Consider the following 15,858-nt stretch of genomic DNA (forward strand, 5'->3'; position numbering starts at 1 on the left):
TGGATACTCGCGAGTTGAAGGATTAGTCTTGTAGGAGATCGTAGTTCTTGTTAGAAAATGCTCTAGAAAATGTCGACGCACCTCTAGCAACGAACAGCGTGCATGATCAGCAGAGAACGTTAGCTTCTTTGTGGCCTCTGTTATGCTGTGCAGGTGTGTTTCTGCTATGTATCTTATTAAATATCTCTGTTTTTTATACCGTTGGTGGAATCCAAACGCATTTCGTGCTCAGTAACATGCTGAAATGGTTTGGTCGCTGGCTTCCTACTGATATCTATAGCGGTGCGCCAAGCCGTTTGATGATACATAAAACTATCTTTCTGGAATGGATGATTTTACTGGTCGGTATGTTTCTTGCCTATGGACTGGGAGCATTGTATATCCACCGCCAGGAGAAGAATGGCTCATTTAAATACGTGCTGGGAATCATCTGGCTGGGAGCCCTGGTGGCGAGTTTTCTCTTTCTCTTCACTCCGGCTATGATGACCACAGATGTCTACTCTTATGCTAGCTATGGTCGTTTGTTGACTCTGTATGCTGCGAATCCATATTTTGTACCACCTTCTGCTTTTCCTCATGATATTGCTTACCAATGGGTATACTGGAAGGATGTTGTTTCTATCTATGGACCCATCTGGATGTTTCTGTGCGGGCTGTTATCCTGGGTGGCTGGCCCGTCGCAATTAGGTATTATGCTGGTGTTTCGCGGATTTGCTCTGGCATGCCATTTTGCCAATATCCTTCTGATCATGGCGATATTGCGTACGATGAAGCGCTCGCGACGCGTGGTGCTGTTAGGAGCTTTTCTCTATGGCTGGAATCCCCTGGTCTTGATGGAGACTGGCTTAAGCGGGCATAACGATGTGTTGATGATTTCGTTCCTGCTGTTGGGTCTGTATTTTTGTGCTCGTGCCGAGAGTAAAGGGACCTTTTTGCAATGGCGCGGCTATCTTCCTCCAGTGCTGGCCTTTACCGCTTCTACCCTGATCAAATTTAGTGCGGCTCCTGTACTGGTTATCCTCGTACTCGCGCTCTTTTTCGCGACTGTACAGGCTGATAGCCAGGGGAAAAAGTTTGTGTGGCGACGTGCCCTGACCTCGGTCGTGATTGCCAGTTGCGTTTGTGGTGTGATAGCTATTGCTTTGTATGTGCCATTTTGGATTGGACATAGCGTCTCCCAAATTCTCAATGCTTTTACCTCGCTCCCCTCGGCGACACAGTCTATGAGTTCGGTGCTGGCAACCATTGCCAATCTGAACGATGCGCATCAATTGCCACACATACTTACTATCCTCAAGAGCCGTAAGCTGTGGAATATCTTCAACCTGCTGGGAACTATCGTACCTATCGTTGCGGGCGCTTTCTATCTGTGGCGTGCACCAACGACGAGAACGATTGTACTTGTCACCATTGCCTCCTTTGCGGGTTTTCTCCTCTTTTCACCCTGGTTTTTCTCCTGGTACCTGGTCTGGCTCGTCGGACTGGTTCCTTTCTGCCTGCCAGTCAAAGGGGATCGTTTGGCGCGAGCGCTGTTAGCCTTCTCGCTGGCCTTCTCGGCGACCTGCTTTTTCTCTTACTATACGACCCTGGTTGGTTGGATGCTGGTCGATTTGAAGCCCCCACAGGCTTCCTGGGGTATCCTACAAAACATTGGCATGCTTGGTATCCCTCTGCTCGCATTTTTCATCGCCTGGTTCTATAAGCCAATCGCCCTGAAGCCATCATTACGGCGTGCTCCCATCGTAGAGCCTTCATTAGTAAGTTCAACTTCTAAGGGATAGTTCATAGCAGTTGTTTGTGCCTTAGTAAGGCAAGGTTGCATAAGTGTCGAGCGAAGCGAAGATAACGTAGCGTCGGACGCTTGCGTACGATGTCCCAGTTTCTCGTACGAGCCAGCAGGCTTGCAGTGCACCACGCAGGCGGGCCTAATCGTACGTCGAGTGGGACATCGTAGACGCCACAGAAAGCGAGCGGGCCTCGGAAGATTACTCCTCCGAGGCCCGCTCGCTTTTCATAGTGTTGTGACTGTCAGATAGATTTATTCCTGATCGTCTAGATCTTGCTCATCAGAGCTTGAAGCGGACCGATCGTCATCGTCATCGTCATCCTGCTTTTCAACTGTGACTTCGAATGGAACGCTGACTGGAACGCCCTCTTCTCCCAGTTCCTCTGAGCTCTGGATGTTCTCCTCATCGTCATCCTGCTCTTCAGTCTTTTTGCCATTGGTGGTTGCTACAGCAACAATCGAATCGCGCTTATTCATGTGCATCAGGATAACACCTTGCGTTGCGCGTCCACTCACCTTGATGGCGCTGACCTCTGTGCGCAGAACTACTCCACTGGCCGAGATGATCATGAGGTCGCTGTCAAGCTCTGTGACGATACGGGCCGTTGCGACCAGGCCTGTCTTATCCGAGATCCTTGAGGTGATGACTCCGCTACCACCACGGTTGTGGCGAGGATAATCATCGATCGGTGTCCGCTTGCCATAGCCATACTCTGTCACGATCAGCAGCTCGCTCTCGGCTTCTGCGAGGTTGAGCGATACGACCGTGTCATCTGCGTCCAGACGGATGCCACGGACACCTCCACTGGTACGTGAGGCCAGACGTAGATCGTCAACGCCGAAGCGGATGGCCTGTCCCTTGGATGTAATGATCAGCACATCGTCGCCGGTACGTGCCATTTTCGCGCCGATCAGCTCATCATCCTCCTCAAGATTCATTGCAATCAGACCCTGACGGCGGACAACTTCAAACTCGCTCATTGCGGTCTTTTTGACTTCGCCTTTTTTCGTCGTGACGATCAACACGTCGTGGCTGACGCCTTTGGGGACGGAGACGATGGCGGTGACCCGTTCGCGCTGCTCGATTGCGATCAGATTGATCATATGCTCGCCCTTGGCCGTACGACTGACATCGGGCAATTCATAGACTCTGAGCTGGAAAACGCGTCCACGATCGGTGAAGAAGAGCAAGCTATCGTGCGTATGGGTGACCAGCAGATGGCGTACTGCATCGTCTTCGCGGGTCGCCATACCTGTGACGCCGCGTCCACCGCGTCGCTGTGCGCGATAGGTGTTTGAGGGCAGGCGCTTGATATAGCCTTTCTCGGTCAGTGTGACAACCGTCTCCTCATTGGGGATCAGATCCTCATACTTGAAGTCGCCGATTTCGGCTTCAATAATCTCGGTACGGCGTGGATCGCCATATTTCTCTTTGAGTTCATTGAGGTCGGCTTTGATCACCGCACGAATCTCGTTGATGTCGCCGAGCAGCATATGGTAGTATTCGATACGCTGGAGGACATCGTTGAGCTCATCTTCGATCTTCTGACGTTCCATCGAGGCCAGACGTGCCAGACGCATATCCAGGATTGCTCGACCCTGCTCGTCTGAGAAGCCGAATTGCTCGCGCAACTGGACCAGGCCATCGTCATACGCCGAGCGTGACGATCTGATGATACTGATGATCGCATCCAGATTGTCCAGAGCAATCTTCAAGCCATCCAGGATATGGCGGCGTGCTTCTGCTTTTGCCAGCTCATACTGTGTACGGCGTGTCAGGACAACTTCACGATGGCGAATATAGTGAAAGAGGAACTTCTTCAGTGTGAGTGTCTGAGGTTGCTGCTCGACCAGCGTCAACATGTTTGTGTTGAATGCTGTCTGCATGGCGGTGTATTTGTAGAGCGAGTTCAGGACGCTGTCCATATTGGCGTCGCGCTTGAGCGTAATCACCATGCGCATACCTGAACGATCAGACTCGTCGTTTACTTCGGAGATACCATCAATTTTTTTGTCGCGTGACAGCTCGGCGATCTTTTTGACCAGATCTGCCTTGTTGACCTGATAGGGCAATTCAGTCACAATAATACTGATGCGACCGCGCTCGGTCTCTTCGGCATGGGTACGTGCGCGAATCACGATGCGTCCCCGGCCATTGGCGTAGGTATTGCGAATACCCTCGCGACCCTGGATAATCCCACCAGTAGGGAAGTCTGGACCCTTGACGATGCGAGCCAACTCTTCAGTCGATGCCTCAGGATCGTCGATCAGGTAGATAATGCCATCACAGACCTCGTTGAGATTGTGGGGAGGAATATTGGTGGCCATACCTACGGCGATACCCGTTGAACCATTGAGTAGCAGATTCGGGAGGCGTGCCGGAAAGACGACCGGTTCGGTTGTCTGATTGTCATAGTTGGGGACAAAATCGACGGTATCTTTATCTATATCTTGCAGCAATTCGTCAGCGATTGCAGCCATTTTGGCCTCAGTATAACGCATTGCGGCAGCTGGATCATCATCTTGTGAACCAAAATTTCCCTGTCCCAGAATCAGGGGATAGCGCATCGCCCAGGGTTGAGCCATACGAACCAGGGAATCATAAACGGCTTTATCGCCGTGTGGGTGATAACTTTTTAGCACTTCGCCGACAGTACCCGCACATTTACGAAATGCTCGGTTTGATTGGAGACCCATCTGGTCCATTGCATAGAGTACACGTCGATGGACAGGTTTCAGGCCGTCTCGGACGTCAGGGAGCGCACGGCTCACAATGACGCTCATTGAATAGTCGAGATAGGCTCCTGTCATCTCTGTAGCGATATTGACTGGCTTTACATTGCCCGGTTCCATATAAAACATCCTCACCAAAAGAAAGACATAGCCTGAAGGGCGATATCGAGTTGAAGCATTGATATAAGCTGCTTGGAGGGGTCTTAAAAAGAGTATCCTACGTCTCTCTATTATACCACATTAAGCCGCTCTTGACGAACTTTTGGGACTCATTTTGGAGCACTATCCTGACCCATTTTGCCGCTGGATAGAGGCATAATATCTGCTACCTGAAGCAAGGGTCTACTACAGGAGGCAAAATGAGGGGCTTGGAGCTACAAACTCTATATTTTATAAATGACCTGTGGTATGATTAAATGCAGGAGCTGAATCAAGGGTGGGTTTTTGAGCAGCGACTTTTTCTGATTGTGTAACGTGGATGTTAGAAGGGTAGGGGAGATCTGGACACATGTCATTACCTTTCACCGGGCAACAATGTTTTTTTGCCGCGATTTTCGTTTTTATCGTGCTTGGATTTCAACGGGGATGGCGACGCGAATTGATGTCACTGGTATTTATTTTATTAGCATCGTTCATTGTACGCCCAAATACGAGTGATGCTGTGGGAAGCTTTTTGATGCGGCTGCCTGGTGTACTGGGAGGTGGAAGTGCTTCCTCAGCTAGCAGTCATCAATCGGTGGCGCAGATGACTGGTTTCCTGGGGGGACCGTTCTGGTCTCTGGTCATTTTTGTCGGTCTGGTGATATTGGGCTATTACGTAGGCAATAGAGCGTTCCCTCAACCAACGACGCCGCACGAACGTTTTATTGGTATTGTACCGGCTGTGCTTTCTGGAGCCTTTGTGCTCGGATATTTAAGTAGCTACTTCAAGGCGACCGCTGGAAGTTCGTCGTTGAAGGTGGATATGCAATCGCCTGATCCACTAAACTATCTTGCAGTCATTTGTATGATTGTGGTTGTGGCAGTGGTGATTGCTTTGATTGCCTCACGACATAAAACGGTCAAAAAATAGTGGGACTATTCTGATCTTGTGCTGACCATTGAGGTAACCGAATGGCTGAAAAACCTAAGCAAATTTCCCAGAGAATTCCACGTAATCCCTGGCGCTCGGTGCGCCAGCGCTTCAGGGGGTCGGATCTGCGACGCGGCCCCAATCATGTCTGGCAATTTCCGGGCCAACAGGCAGGCGAAAACGTCTTGCGGGTTGTACGTAAGCATTGGTGGTTCTTAATCCAGCCTGCGTGGCCTGTCGTGCTCTCTGTGACGGCATTGATCGTGATCGCCATTGTCGCCGTCGCTCTGCCTGCAATGGCAACGGCCTGGATTATCCTGGAGATCATCTCCTTCTTTGCCGTGGTACTGACGGGAGCCTGGTTTGCCTATAAGCATCTTGTCGTCTGGTGGTATGAAACGTATATCATCACGGATAAGCGTATCATCAATGCTCGTGGCCTCTTGGAGCCGACGCGCCAGGAGACACCGATTGGCAGTGTGCAACAAGTTGGGATTGGGGTTGACTCTATCTTAGGTTTGTTGTTGAACTTTGGCACTGTCCATGTCTATCTCACCGGTGGCGATTTATATATACCTAACGTTCCCAATCCAAAGGCCGTTCGTGATGCTATTCAGGGTATCTCGAACATCGTGAAGGCTAAAAAGCCTGCGCCCCCGCCTCCGACTTTGCCCAAAGATCCTGAGCTGGCGGAGGTGTTGAAAACTCTGGCGACCGGCAAAACTATTCCCAGCCTACCTGATGCGGATGCGGATCTTCCTCCCATTCGTGGCGGCGATGGACGCCTTTTAGGCCCTCGACGTACTTTTGGGGGGATCTTACGGGTACCCTGCGATGTGCGCTATGTCTCGGGAGAGTATACCGTCAAGTATATTCAGCGTTCTTCATACGTGCTCTGGCGTAACCTGTCGGTACCTCTGATCGCCCTGTTGGTGCTGGCACCAATTACGCTATTCGCACCAGGTGTGGGAATAATTCCCTATGCCATCTGGCAATACTGGTGGGCGTTTATGGGCTTTGTACTGCTGGCCTTGTTGGGGATAAGCTTTTTAATCTATACAAATTTTGTAGATGATGTTTATATTCTAACTAATCGACGTATTATTGATATTGAACGTAAATTTGCCTTCTTCTTCGAGACGCGTCTGGAGACCGAATATAAAAATATTCGCGATATTCGCGTGCAGATTCCTGGCGTGACGGCACGTTTCTTTGATGTGGGTCATGTCTATGTTGAAACTCCTGGTAGCAATCCTGATGTCGTCATCTCTTATGTTGATCATCCCTTTATCTTACAAGATGAAATATTGGGAATTAAATCGCATAAGGATAAGGCTGATGCGGCTGCCAAAGAGAATAAAGAAAAGCAGAATTTGTATAACTGGTTTGGTACCGTGGTAGCGAAGCTTGAGGATACCAATAAAGGTATCGGGACACCCGACCTGAGAAACCTTGATCTGATGGAGGCGATGGGTTGTGCTCAGGAATATGGTCTGGATGTCACGGTCTGGGGCGAGGCGGTTGATAGCCCTAACGTTCCTCCTGGCCTGGTGATTAAGCAGAGTCCTCCGCCCGGTACGGTGATGGAGCGCGGCAGTAAGATCGAGATTGTCTTGAGCAAACGCTCCACTCTGGTAGATTCTGTCTAGTTCATCCCGGCTGATCGATGAATTTTTGAGCCGTTGGATAGGGAAGAGCGTGCTGAAACTTTATTTCTGCAAAGTTTCAGCACGCTCTTCTTCATGTAGTGGCCTTGAAATGCTTTAGCGATTGCCAACGCGCATTAACAAAGCGACACTTTCAATATGATAGGTCTGTGGGAACATGTCAACTGGTTGTGCGGAAACCAGGCGATAGCGTCCTCCTGAGCAGAGCGTGGCGATGTCACGAGCCAGTGTGCTGGGATCGCAGGAGACATAGCAGATAGCTCGTGGGGCTATGGTTTGTAACGCCTGAAGCGCTTTAGGATGGCAACCGGCACGTGGAGGATCAACCAGGGCGATATCAATCCGTTCATGTTTGTAATGTAACTGATTGAGGATGCGTTCCAGTGTGCCTTCCCAGGCGGTAATGTTGTTTTGATTGTTCAGTGCGCAACCGGCTCGTGCGTCCATGACGGCGCTAGGCTGTGACTCAACCGCGATTACACGCGAACATTCGGAGGCGAGGAAGGTTGAGAAGAGTCCCACACCGCTATAGCCATCGAGTACCGCTTCATGGCGTTGTGGCGCGATCGCTTCTATCGCCTGCTTGACAAGGACCGACGTTTGAATCGGATTGACTTGAAAGAAAGAGTCAGCCGAAATACGAAAACGCCTGGCTAAGACGACGTCCGTGAGAAATTCTTGTCCCACAAAGACGCGTCCATAGCGTCCTCCGACTCGTTCGATAATCACACCAACAATGCCAGGGGCGATCGTCATGAGTTCCTGCGCCAGCTGATGAGGATTCTCGATCAATGAACCGGGTCTCGCGTTGAGAATGAGAAGTGTAGGTACTGCCTTGACTGCGTTGGGAGCAATGCCCGTGGCCGCATTACTGACGGCACCGATCGCTCCACGGATCGTGACACTTTGTAGCATCTGACCGAGAGTATCGCCAAAATAATCGATCAATTTTCTGCGTACAAGCTGATAAACCTGATCCAGCGCGGGATGGAGCAAACCACATTCCTCTAAATCCTGGACATCATGGCTTTCCGTTAGCTTAAAGCCAATTTCGCCAGAGGTTCCCACCGTGAAGACGGCGTAGTTGCGATAGTGCCAGGGAGGAATATTGGCTGGCATGCCAATTGTGGGATGAACGAGGGCATCGGGCTGCTTCCCAATACGTACCAGGAGTTGTCGCACGATGTGTGCCTTCCAGGTCAATTGGGCAGGATAGGAGATATGTTGCCATTGACAACCACTATCCGTCAACTGTGGATAAGCTGGTTCAACGCGCTCGGGAGCGGGTCGGAGAATCTCCAACAACTCAGCGCGTGCGTGACCGCGACGTTCCTCTACAATCTCTACCTGTACCCGTTCGCCAGGGATCCCTCCAGGGACAAATAAAACGCGTCCCTCGTAGCGACCTACAGCGTCACCTCCGTAGGCAAGGTCTGTCAATTCAACATCAATGCTCATGTTCACCTCGGCGGCACCTGACGACAACATATATCGTTGGTGTCCGTCCCATCTTTCCAGCTTTTATTGTATCGTTCAATTCTTACTACATTGCCCCAAATTATTCTCTTGCATCTGAGATGGCCCATCGCACATGTCTGAGCTCCCCGCTCAGGCCCACAAATAGAGCAGTCTATATATTTGAGATAGTTACCAGATAGATAACAGCTTTACCAGGGAAGTGGTTGTTTCGGCTGGCTATAGAGCCGTGTGCCGAAACGACTCAAGAAGACTGCCCCGATACCTAATACACCTACTCCGATATTAACCAACCAACCGAGATAAGGAAGTGATCCCAACAGCGACAGGATGATCAGACCTACGCACACCTGCATGAGATGTGTATTCATCTGAGGCGCAAACCTGTGTAGAATCATATCACCAATAATCCAACTGATAGCCACCATGCCAAGCGCCCAGGCGGCGAACAGCCCAACGACGACTAAAATTGCCAGCGGGATAGGGATAATCAGTGCAAGCAATACGATCAGAATAGTTGGTGCGAGTAGAATGCTTAAAAGCCCAAGGGCGAGGCTACGCCGCAATTTGCTTTTAACGGTTGTCCGGACCATCATCACATGTTCCGGCAACAAAGTGGTAAGTAACATCCCCAATACGACCCATGTCACAATATACCAGAAATGAAACTCTATCCCTGCATCACTTCCAAGCATATCGATAATACCAGTTGGGCAGTCAATGAAACTGCCATGCATCTTAAGTGCTGTGTTTTGGACCGGTTGACCTCCACAAACATGAATATCCCCATTGACATAGGCGCTGGGGTGAGAAATGAGCGTCCCTCCGTATAAAGTCACGTTCCCAATGACTTTACCTTCGATATCTGCATTTCCTCCGATGACCACCACATCACCTCTAACCTCCCCTACAATAAACACATTGCCCCAGAACGAGGTTACATTGCCGCACATCACATCACTACTGCTCACTACCACATTATCTCTAAAGCCAGGCTTGCTCTGTTTTTCAGTGCAGGCGGCTTCGGGCGAGCTGCTTGCCGGGAGGTCAACCTCTCCGGATGCTCGTGCCGATGCCGTTGGAAGGCCTATGAGAAATGCTTCTACCCCACCGCCTATTAAAAACGCTACGACGAGCATGAAGCCCGGTAACGTGAGCATGAAACGTTGTCTTTGAGAGACCTTTTGCATACTAGAACTCCCTATCACGGCCGCCACATAACATGACCTGCGTCATTACACCTCTTGTGGAGAGCGCATTAAGCGAAGCCACATCCCCATCATGACGACTACCGCAAAGGCCAGTCCTGATAAGAGCCAGTTATCGCGCGTAACGAGGGTCAGTCCGGTTTGTACGTATTGACCAAGCACAATTCCACCATCAATGACGCCATTAAAGAGTGAAAGTGCCTTGAGGGCAAGATCGGTTTGAAGGAATGCTATAACGAGAAACAGGAGTGGAATGCTGCTTAATGTGAGGAAACCTAAGGCAGCACTCACCGTTCCAACTTTACGCATACGTGCTACACGTAACAGTTGCTGTTGTCGTAGATCCTCAAGCTGACAGGTAATATGTTTTTGTTGTTGGATCGCTTGCATGATCTGATTGGTTGAAATGCTGGCCGGACGTACCAATGGGGTGTCAACCATACTTTTCTGATCACTCACAGAAGCAATCATGGTATCGATGCGCCGTTGCTCATCAGCCAGGGCACGACAGGAGGCGCAATGGGTAAGATGCTCCTGAAGTGCTTTGGCTTGTGACGGCTCAAGATCAGCATCACGCTGAGCGCTCAGCCAATTTTTAGCGTCGCGACAGCGCATTGGTTGATCCCTCCTCATTGGAAGTTTTTTGTTGCATATAGCGTGCCAGCAACTCACGGGCACGGTGCAAGCGAGCTTTCACCAGGGCTGGAGTAAGTTTCAGCGCATTGGAGATCTCTTCATAGGAGAAATCATACCAATAGCGTAGCACGATCACTGCCCGATACTTGCTGGGCAGACGTTGCAGGTAGGTTTGGATTTCGTCCTGCTGCTCACCTTGTAAGGCAAACTGTTCCGGGCTGGCACCCACGTCGACGATCCATTCTAAGAACGGGACATCATCAAGGGGCAGTGCCAGGAAGCGCCTTCTTCTCAATTGGTCGATTGCCAGGTGAGAGGCGATTGAAAGCAACCAGGTACTGAATTTATGGACAGGTTTATAGGTGGCAAGTTGTGTATAAGAACGTACAAATGTCTCTTGTGTCACATCTTCTGCCTCGGTTACATTGCCGAGCATCCGATATGCGAGATTTTGTACCGCGTCTTTATAGCGTTCAACGAGTACTGAGAAGATGTCATGTTCTCCACCGAGAACAAGCTCGACGAGCGCGGCATCACTCATCGATTCCACGATCGCACCAGTTTTTGTGCTCATCGTGCTCGTGCTGGCAATATCCTGTACACCCGCTACACCTGTTATCGTCCCACTGTTCTGGTTAGTACGTGACTTACGAACTGGCTTTTTTAGTGCCCCAGTTCCAATCCCCCGCAGCACATCGGAAGCGTTTACAGTTGATTCTAGCATTTATCACCGCTCATTTATTCTTTTAACTCGATGCATAGTATAAGAGGACGATATCAAGCGTCTTCTATAGCCATATACGAGCAGTGGCAAGGAAAGTTGTAACCCTTGACGAAAGTGTAGCATGAGTGCGATATGCTGGCAAGAGCAGATCATTGCCGCTATCTGTCCTCTTGCTGTCAGTCACAACCTCAACTTTTTGATACACTACTGCATCATCTCTCAACTGCATCGACGTAGACAATATCATTCTTTACTCTCTATATCGTATAGACGTACGAAATCGTTTCGATCAAATATGATAACAAATACACGACCGAGAATATTGCATCGTGAGCTGTCCGCAGCAGCTTTTTACACACACGTTGCTTGCCTGCTAGCTTATCTATTGTCGATAGAAATATCTCCGCTGACCGTGTTCAGATTCACCTCTGCTGCCTGTCCTTGTCCAGAGTCAGGCGTGTCATATTCGTTGTCGACATTGCCAGTTAAGGAAGATGCCGTAAAATGAACGGGAGGCGTAGGATCAGTCGCTACATTGATATCTCCACTCAACGTTGTGAAGGAATATGTCCCCTTGGGATCAAATCCCGCTGCCAGATCTATAGAACCGACGAGTGTCTTTACTTGCGATGGCGCGAAAAGTGTTCGTGCCTCGAGTCTTACCGAAGCTTCTCGCGTCGATATATTTACTGTTCCGTCGATGCCCTCTACCACAATATTACCATCAGATGAATCAATCTGTAGATCGACTCTCTGGGGCACCGTAATATTGATATCGGCATTGTCGTCATTTGGAGAGGTATCTGTCACCTGGAGCGTATTGCCATTAAGTTTTGATGTCATGCCAGGCGCATCGCCGGCGTTTATAATCACCTCATTCGTATTACGCTCATCTCCGACATGGATCTCTACCTGGCTGTGGAGCGTGTGGATAACCAGCTTAGGAGCGGTCCCAACTTTATACGTGGTCTGGGCTATTTGGGGAATATGTCTTCCAACAGGATTTACCATAGCACGCTTGAGACTTATGATACTACCTGTAAACAATACTGCTATGACGATCAAGCAGATCAATAAATAGATCAACGGTTTGAATTGTGCCCTTTTTTTCCTCGTGCGAGGTCGAGGTACCAACTTCTCTCCCCGCATCGAAGCGCTGTAGTAATCTGTCGCAGGCGCCTGTCCCATATAGCCCGACTGATAGCCCTCCTGGGGCGGCTCCTGCCAGTATGTCTGTGACACATTATCATCATCGTCGTCTACGCGCCGCCGAAAAGATTGTTCCTCTGTATATGGCCGAGATGTACGTTTCGCAGCTCGATTTTCCTCAAACTGTGACTGTCCTTGTCCCATGATCTCTATCTCCATGTATAAAAATATGTGCTGTAGACAAACAAAATATTATCAATAGGGAAGGGTACATTCATTATACGGCCTAAAGGCTAGAGTGGATAGTATCCTCGAGGGACGTAATTATTTACTTTTTTGATTTTATCTTATCTCATTTATCTATGTAGCCAGATATTGCATAGGTAAAAAGGAATCAGTGCGAGAATTTTGTATGATTTCTTAGATAGAATACATATGCAAAAATGAATATGCTGACAAGCAGCGGTATAAGTGTTAAAAATGATAATGTATCGTTTTTGGGGAGCAGGTTCTTTGATGTGAGGAGTTGGAATAAGGCACTCGAAGGTATACAGAAAAAGAATAACCCAATACTTGTAATAATCTGTGGATGTTTGAACCAGTGCTCTTGGACTCCTTGAGAGCGTTGCTTGTGCAAGTCTTTCAATCCAAGCGTAAACACAATAGATGAGCAACCAATGCCAAACAGAGCCCCTACGATTATTAGGACAGGGAAGATAGTGTCCATGATTAAAGTCCTTTTATTTTTATATCACGGACCAAGGCAATTCAAAGTTGCAAATTGATGTGATCGATTTAGAGGTAACTATGCTTATGGGAAAAACAATAGCAGGATTTTGTTGAGTATTCTAGGAGTGGTTTGAGAAGAAAGTGGGGCGAGGGGGAGTCGAACCCCCACGCCATTGCTGGCAGGAGATTTTAAGTCTCCGGCGTCTACCATTCCGCCATCGCCCCGTATTTAGCAATGATACTACCATGCTTCAGCCATTCCGTCAATCACTTTTGGGGTTAAATTTTGGAGCAGCTTAAAAAATTCTCCGGGTCTAACTCTTTGGCGCTTTCCTATTTGTGCTGGCGATGATTTCTACCTGTTCGCCGCTATGGAGCTTGTCAGCCTTTATTTTGTCGCTCATCGCTTGAGATACTAGTTTCGCTCTGGAAATATTGACGGAGGTAGGTATCTAAGGCATAATACGAAGCGTGCGGGAGTGAAAATTTGTTCATCATATTGTTCATCATAATAGAGGAATCAACCAGGTAATAAGAGCTATGAGTAACGGCACAGAGAGCAAGAATCTATCCCCGGAGCAGCTTTTGCGGGGCGTATACGATGTGATTGTCGTGGGAGCTGGTCATGCAGGTTGTGAGGCGGCCTTAGCGAGTGCGCGTATGGGTCGTAAGACGCTGCTGCTGACGATGAATCTGGATAGTGTGGCCTTGATGCCCTGCAATCCATCGATGGGTGGTCCGGCCAAGGGGCATTTGATCAAGGAGATTGATGCCTTAGGCGGCGAGATTGGCCGTAATACTGATCGCACATTTATACAGATACGCTTATTAAACACCAGCAAAGGTCCGGCGGTTCAGGCGCTCCGTGCTCAATGCGACAAGCAAGCCTATCGTCTCGCAATGAAGTTTGTGCTGGAGAGCCAGGAGAATCTGGAGCTGAAGCAGGCGACGATTTCGCAGTTGCTCAGTTCAATCGGCAGTGATGGACGTCCGGTGCTGTCGGGCGTGGTGACAAATAATGGTTGGCGCTACGATGCTCCTGCGATTATCTTGACGACTGGCACATTTATCAACGGCCGCCTGGTGGTAGGTGAGAAGACTCAGCCGGGTGGACGTGCTGGTGAAGGTCCGGCGCTTGGTATCTCGGAGTCTCTGAAGGCTCTTGGCCTGGAGGTGCGTCGCTTTAAGACAGGTACTCCTCCCCGCATCGATGCGCGAACGGTGGACTATAGTAAGACTGAGTTGCAGCCAGGTAGTCGTGTTCCTCTGTATTTTTCACAGGATAAGGCGGCTCGTGCAGATGTACAGCTTCCGGGCGGCAAGCCGAATCCAGTCTATCCTGTGACTGATGAGGATCTGCATGGCTGGCGTGCTCAACTGCCCTGTTATCTTGTACGCACGACCGAGCGCACGCATCAGATCATTCGCGATAACTTGCATCGTTCACCGCTCTATACGGGTGTGATTGAAGGAATTGGTCCACGCTACTGCCCTTCGATCGAGGATAAGATTGTACGCTTTGCTGATAAGGTCTCGCATCAGATTTTTCTGGAGCCTGAGGGCTGGCGTACCGGCGAGATTTATGTCCAGGGGCTGAACACCAGTCTGCCTGAAGATGTCCAGCTTGAGATGCTGCACTCTATCCCGGGCTTAGAGCATGCTGAGATGATGCGTGTCGGGTATGCGGTTGAATATGACTATGTTCCGCCGGAGCAGTTGTTGCCAACGATGCAGACAAAGCCTGCGGTCGGTCTCTTCCTGGCTGGACAAATTAATGGGACATCAGGATATGAGGAGGCGGCCGCTCAGGGTATCATGGCGGGCATCAACGCGGCTCTCTATGCGCGTGGTGAGGAAGCCTTTGTGCTTGGACGTCATGAGGCTTATATTGGTGTCCTGATCGATGATCTGGTGACGCGTCCGATGAGTGAGCCCTACCGCCTGCATACCTCGCGTGCTGAGCATCGACTGCTCCTGCGTCCCGATAGCGCGGATCTGCGTCTGAGCGATCACGCCTATCGTCTGGGACTGATTGACGAGGCACGTTACTTCCAGGTTGTGCAGAAGCGAGCGGCGATTGAGCAAGCGATCACGCGACTTGAACATGTCACCTTTACTACATCGCGCATTGTAGAGTCTTGCGCTCAAGAGGTGGGTATTGCTCCTCTCGGACAAATGCTGACCGGGCGCGAGCTACTCCGTCGTCCCGAGGTACATTATCAGCAGGTAGCGCAACTGGCCCAACGTGTCGAGCACGAACGAGCGGCCCAGGCAGAATTCTCCTCCTCTGAGATTGGTCCAGATCTTCCTGCCCTGGCGGACGATGCCGCCGAAGAAGTTGATCTCCAGATAAAATACGAAGCCTATATTCGTAAGCAGGAGCAATTGGTCCATCGCACCAAGCGCCTGGAGGATAAGCGTATCCCGGAGAATCTGGACTATCAGGCTATCCCTCACCTGCGGACAGAGGCGCGTCAAAAATTGATACGCACATTACCGCGTACCGTTGGTCAGGCTTCGCGTGTCGAAGGTGTCACGCCTGCGGATACCGCTATTCTTATGATTCACCTGGAGAAATTACGCGTGTCAAAAGTTTCATCTTGACACTACCTGCACTGAACGTGTACCATACACACATATTACTCATTTATAATATATCGATATGCACAAGAGCCAGA

The 15,858-nt window shown here is 49.8% G+C and carries 10 protein-coding genes and 1 tRNA gene; 4 read left to right on the forward strand and 7 right to left on the reverse strand.

Features of this window, described 5'->3' with window-relative positions; genetic code table 11:
* Positions 1–47 precede the first annotated feature (47 nt).
* The gene (locus tag AC27N8_RS25210; RefSeq protein WP_487070572.1) at positions 48–1,781 is read left to right on the forward strand and encodes an MptA/MptB family glycosyltransferase; all 1,734 of its coding nucleotides are present in this window, start codon (positions 48–50) and stop codon (positions 1,779–1,781) included.
* 257 nt (positions 1,782–2,038) lie between these two features.
* Here AC27N8_RS25210 and gyrA read toward each other — a convergent pair whose 3' ends face one another.
* Entirely contained in the window at positions 2,039–4,639 is a 2,601-nt protein-coding gene (gene gyrA / locus AC27N8_RS25215) for a DNA gyrase subunit A (RefSeq protein ID WP_487070574.1), read from the reverse strand.
* A 388-nt stretch (positions 4,640–5,027) separates the two neighbouring features.
* Here gyrA and AC27N8_RS25220 point away from each other — a divergent pair, with 388 nt between their 5' ends.
* The gene (locus AC27N8_RS25220) at positions 5,028–5,591 is read left to right on the forward strand and encodes a hypothetical protein (protein WP_487070576.1); all 564 of its coding nucleotides are present in this window, start codon (positions 5,028–5,030) and stop codon (positions 5,589–5,591) included.
* Positions 5,592–5,632: 41 nt separating this feature from the next.
* The gene (locus tag AC27N8_RS25225) at positions 5,633–7,240 is read left to right on the forward strand and encodes a PASTA domain-containing protein (RefSeq protein ID WP_487070578.1); all 1,608 of its coding nucleotides are present in this window, start codon (positions 5,633–5,635) and stop codon (positions 7,238–7,240) included.
* Between the two features lie 114 nt (positions 7,241–7,354).
* On the opposite strand, the gene rlmD is transcribed toward AC27N8_RS25225, so the two are convergent.
* From rlmD to AC27N8_RS25255, 6 genes are all read right to left on the reverse strand, one after another.
* Positions 7,355–8,716 (reverse strand): 23S rRNA (uracil(1939)-C(5))-methyltransferase RlmD, encoded by a 1,362-nt coding sequence (gene rlmD / locus AC27N8_RS25230; RefSeq protein WP_487070580.1) that lies wholly within the window; start codon positions 8,714–8,716, stop codon positions 7,355–7,357.
* Positions 8,717–8,925: 209 nt separating this feature from the next.
* Positions 8,926–9,924 carry a DUF8173 domain-containing protein gene (locus tag AC27N8_RS25235; protein ID WP_487070582.1) on the reverse strand — a complete coding sequence of 333 codons (999 nt, stop codon included), beginning with the start codon at positions 9,922–9,924 and terminating at the stop codon, positions 8,926–8,928.
* A 45-nt stretch (positions 9,925–9,969) separates the two neighbouring features.
* A complete protein-coding gene (locus AC27N8_RS25240) occupies positions 9,970–10,557 on the reverse strand; it encodes an anti-sigma factor family protein (protein ID WP_487070584.1) in 588 nt (195 codons plus the stop codon).
* Complete coding sequence (locus AC27N8_RS25245) at positions 10,538–11,302, reverse strand: sigma-70 family RNA polymerase sigma factor (RefSeq protein ID WP_487070586.1); 765 nt, start codon at positions 11,300–11,302, stop codon at positions 10,538–10,540. Before AC27N8_RS25245 ends, AC27N8_RS25240 begins: the two co-directional genes overlap by 20 nt.
* A 378-nt stretch (positions 11,303–11,680) precedes the next feature.
* Positions 11,681–12,655: a DUF4097 family beta strand repeat-containing protein gene (locus AC27N8_RS25250; RefSeq protein WP_487070588.1), complete on the reverse strand. Its 975-nt coding sequence runs from the start codon at positions 12,653–12,655 to the stop codon at positions 11,681–11,683.
* Positions 12,656–13,322: 667 nt separating this feature from the next.
* Positions 13,323–13,405 (reverse strand) — tRNA-Leu (locus AC27N8_RS25255).
* A gap of 315 nt (positions 13,406–13,720) precedes the next feature.
* Between AC27N8_RS25255 and mnmG the strand changes: the two genes are divergently transcribed.
* Complete coding sequence (gene mnmG, locus AC27N8_RS25260) at positions 13,721–15,784, forward strand: tRNA uridine-5-carboxymethylaminomethyl(34) synthesis enzyme MnmG (RefSeq protein ID WP_487070590.1); 2,064 nt, start codon at positions 13,721–13,723, stop codon at positions 15,782–15,784.
* Positions 15,785–15,858: the final 74 nt, after the last annotated feature.

The sequence above is a fragment of the Dictyobacter sp. Z7_2 genome (assembly GCF_057551105.1).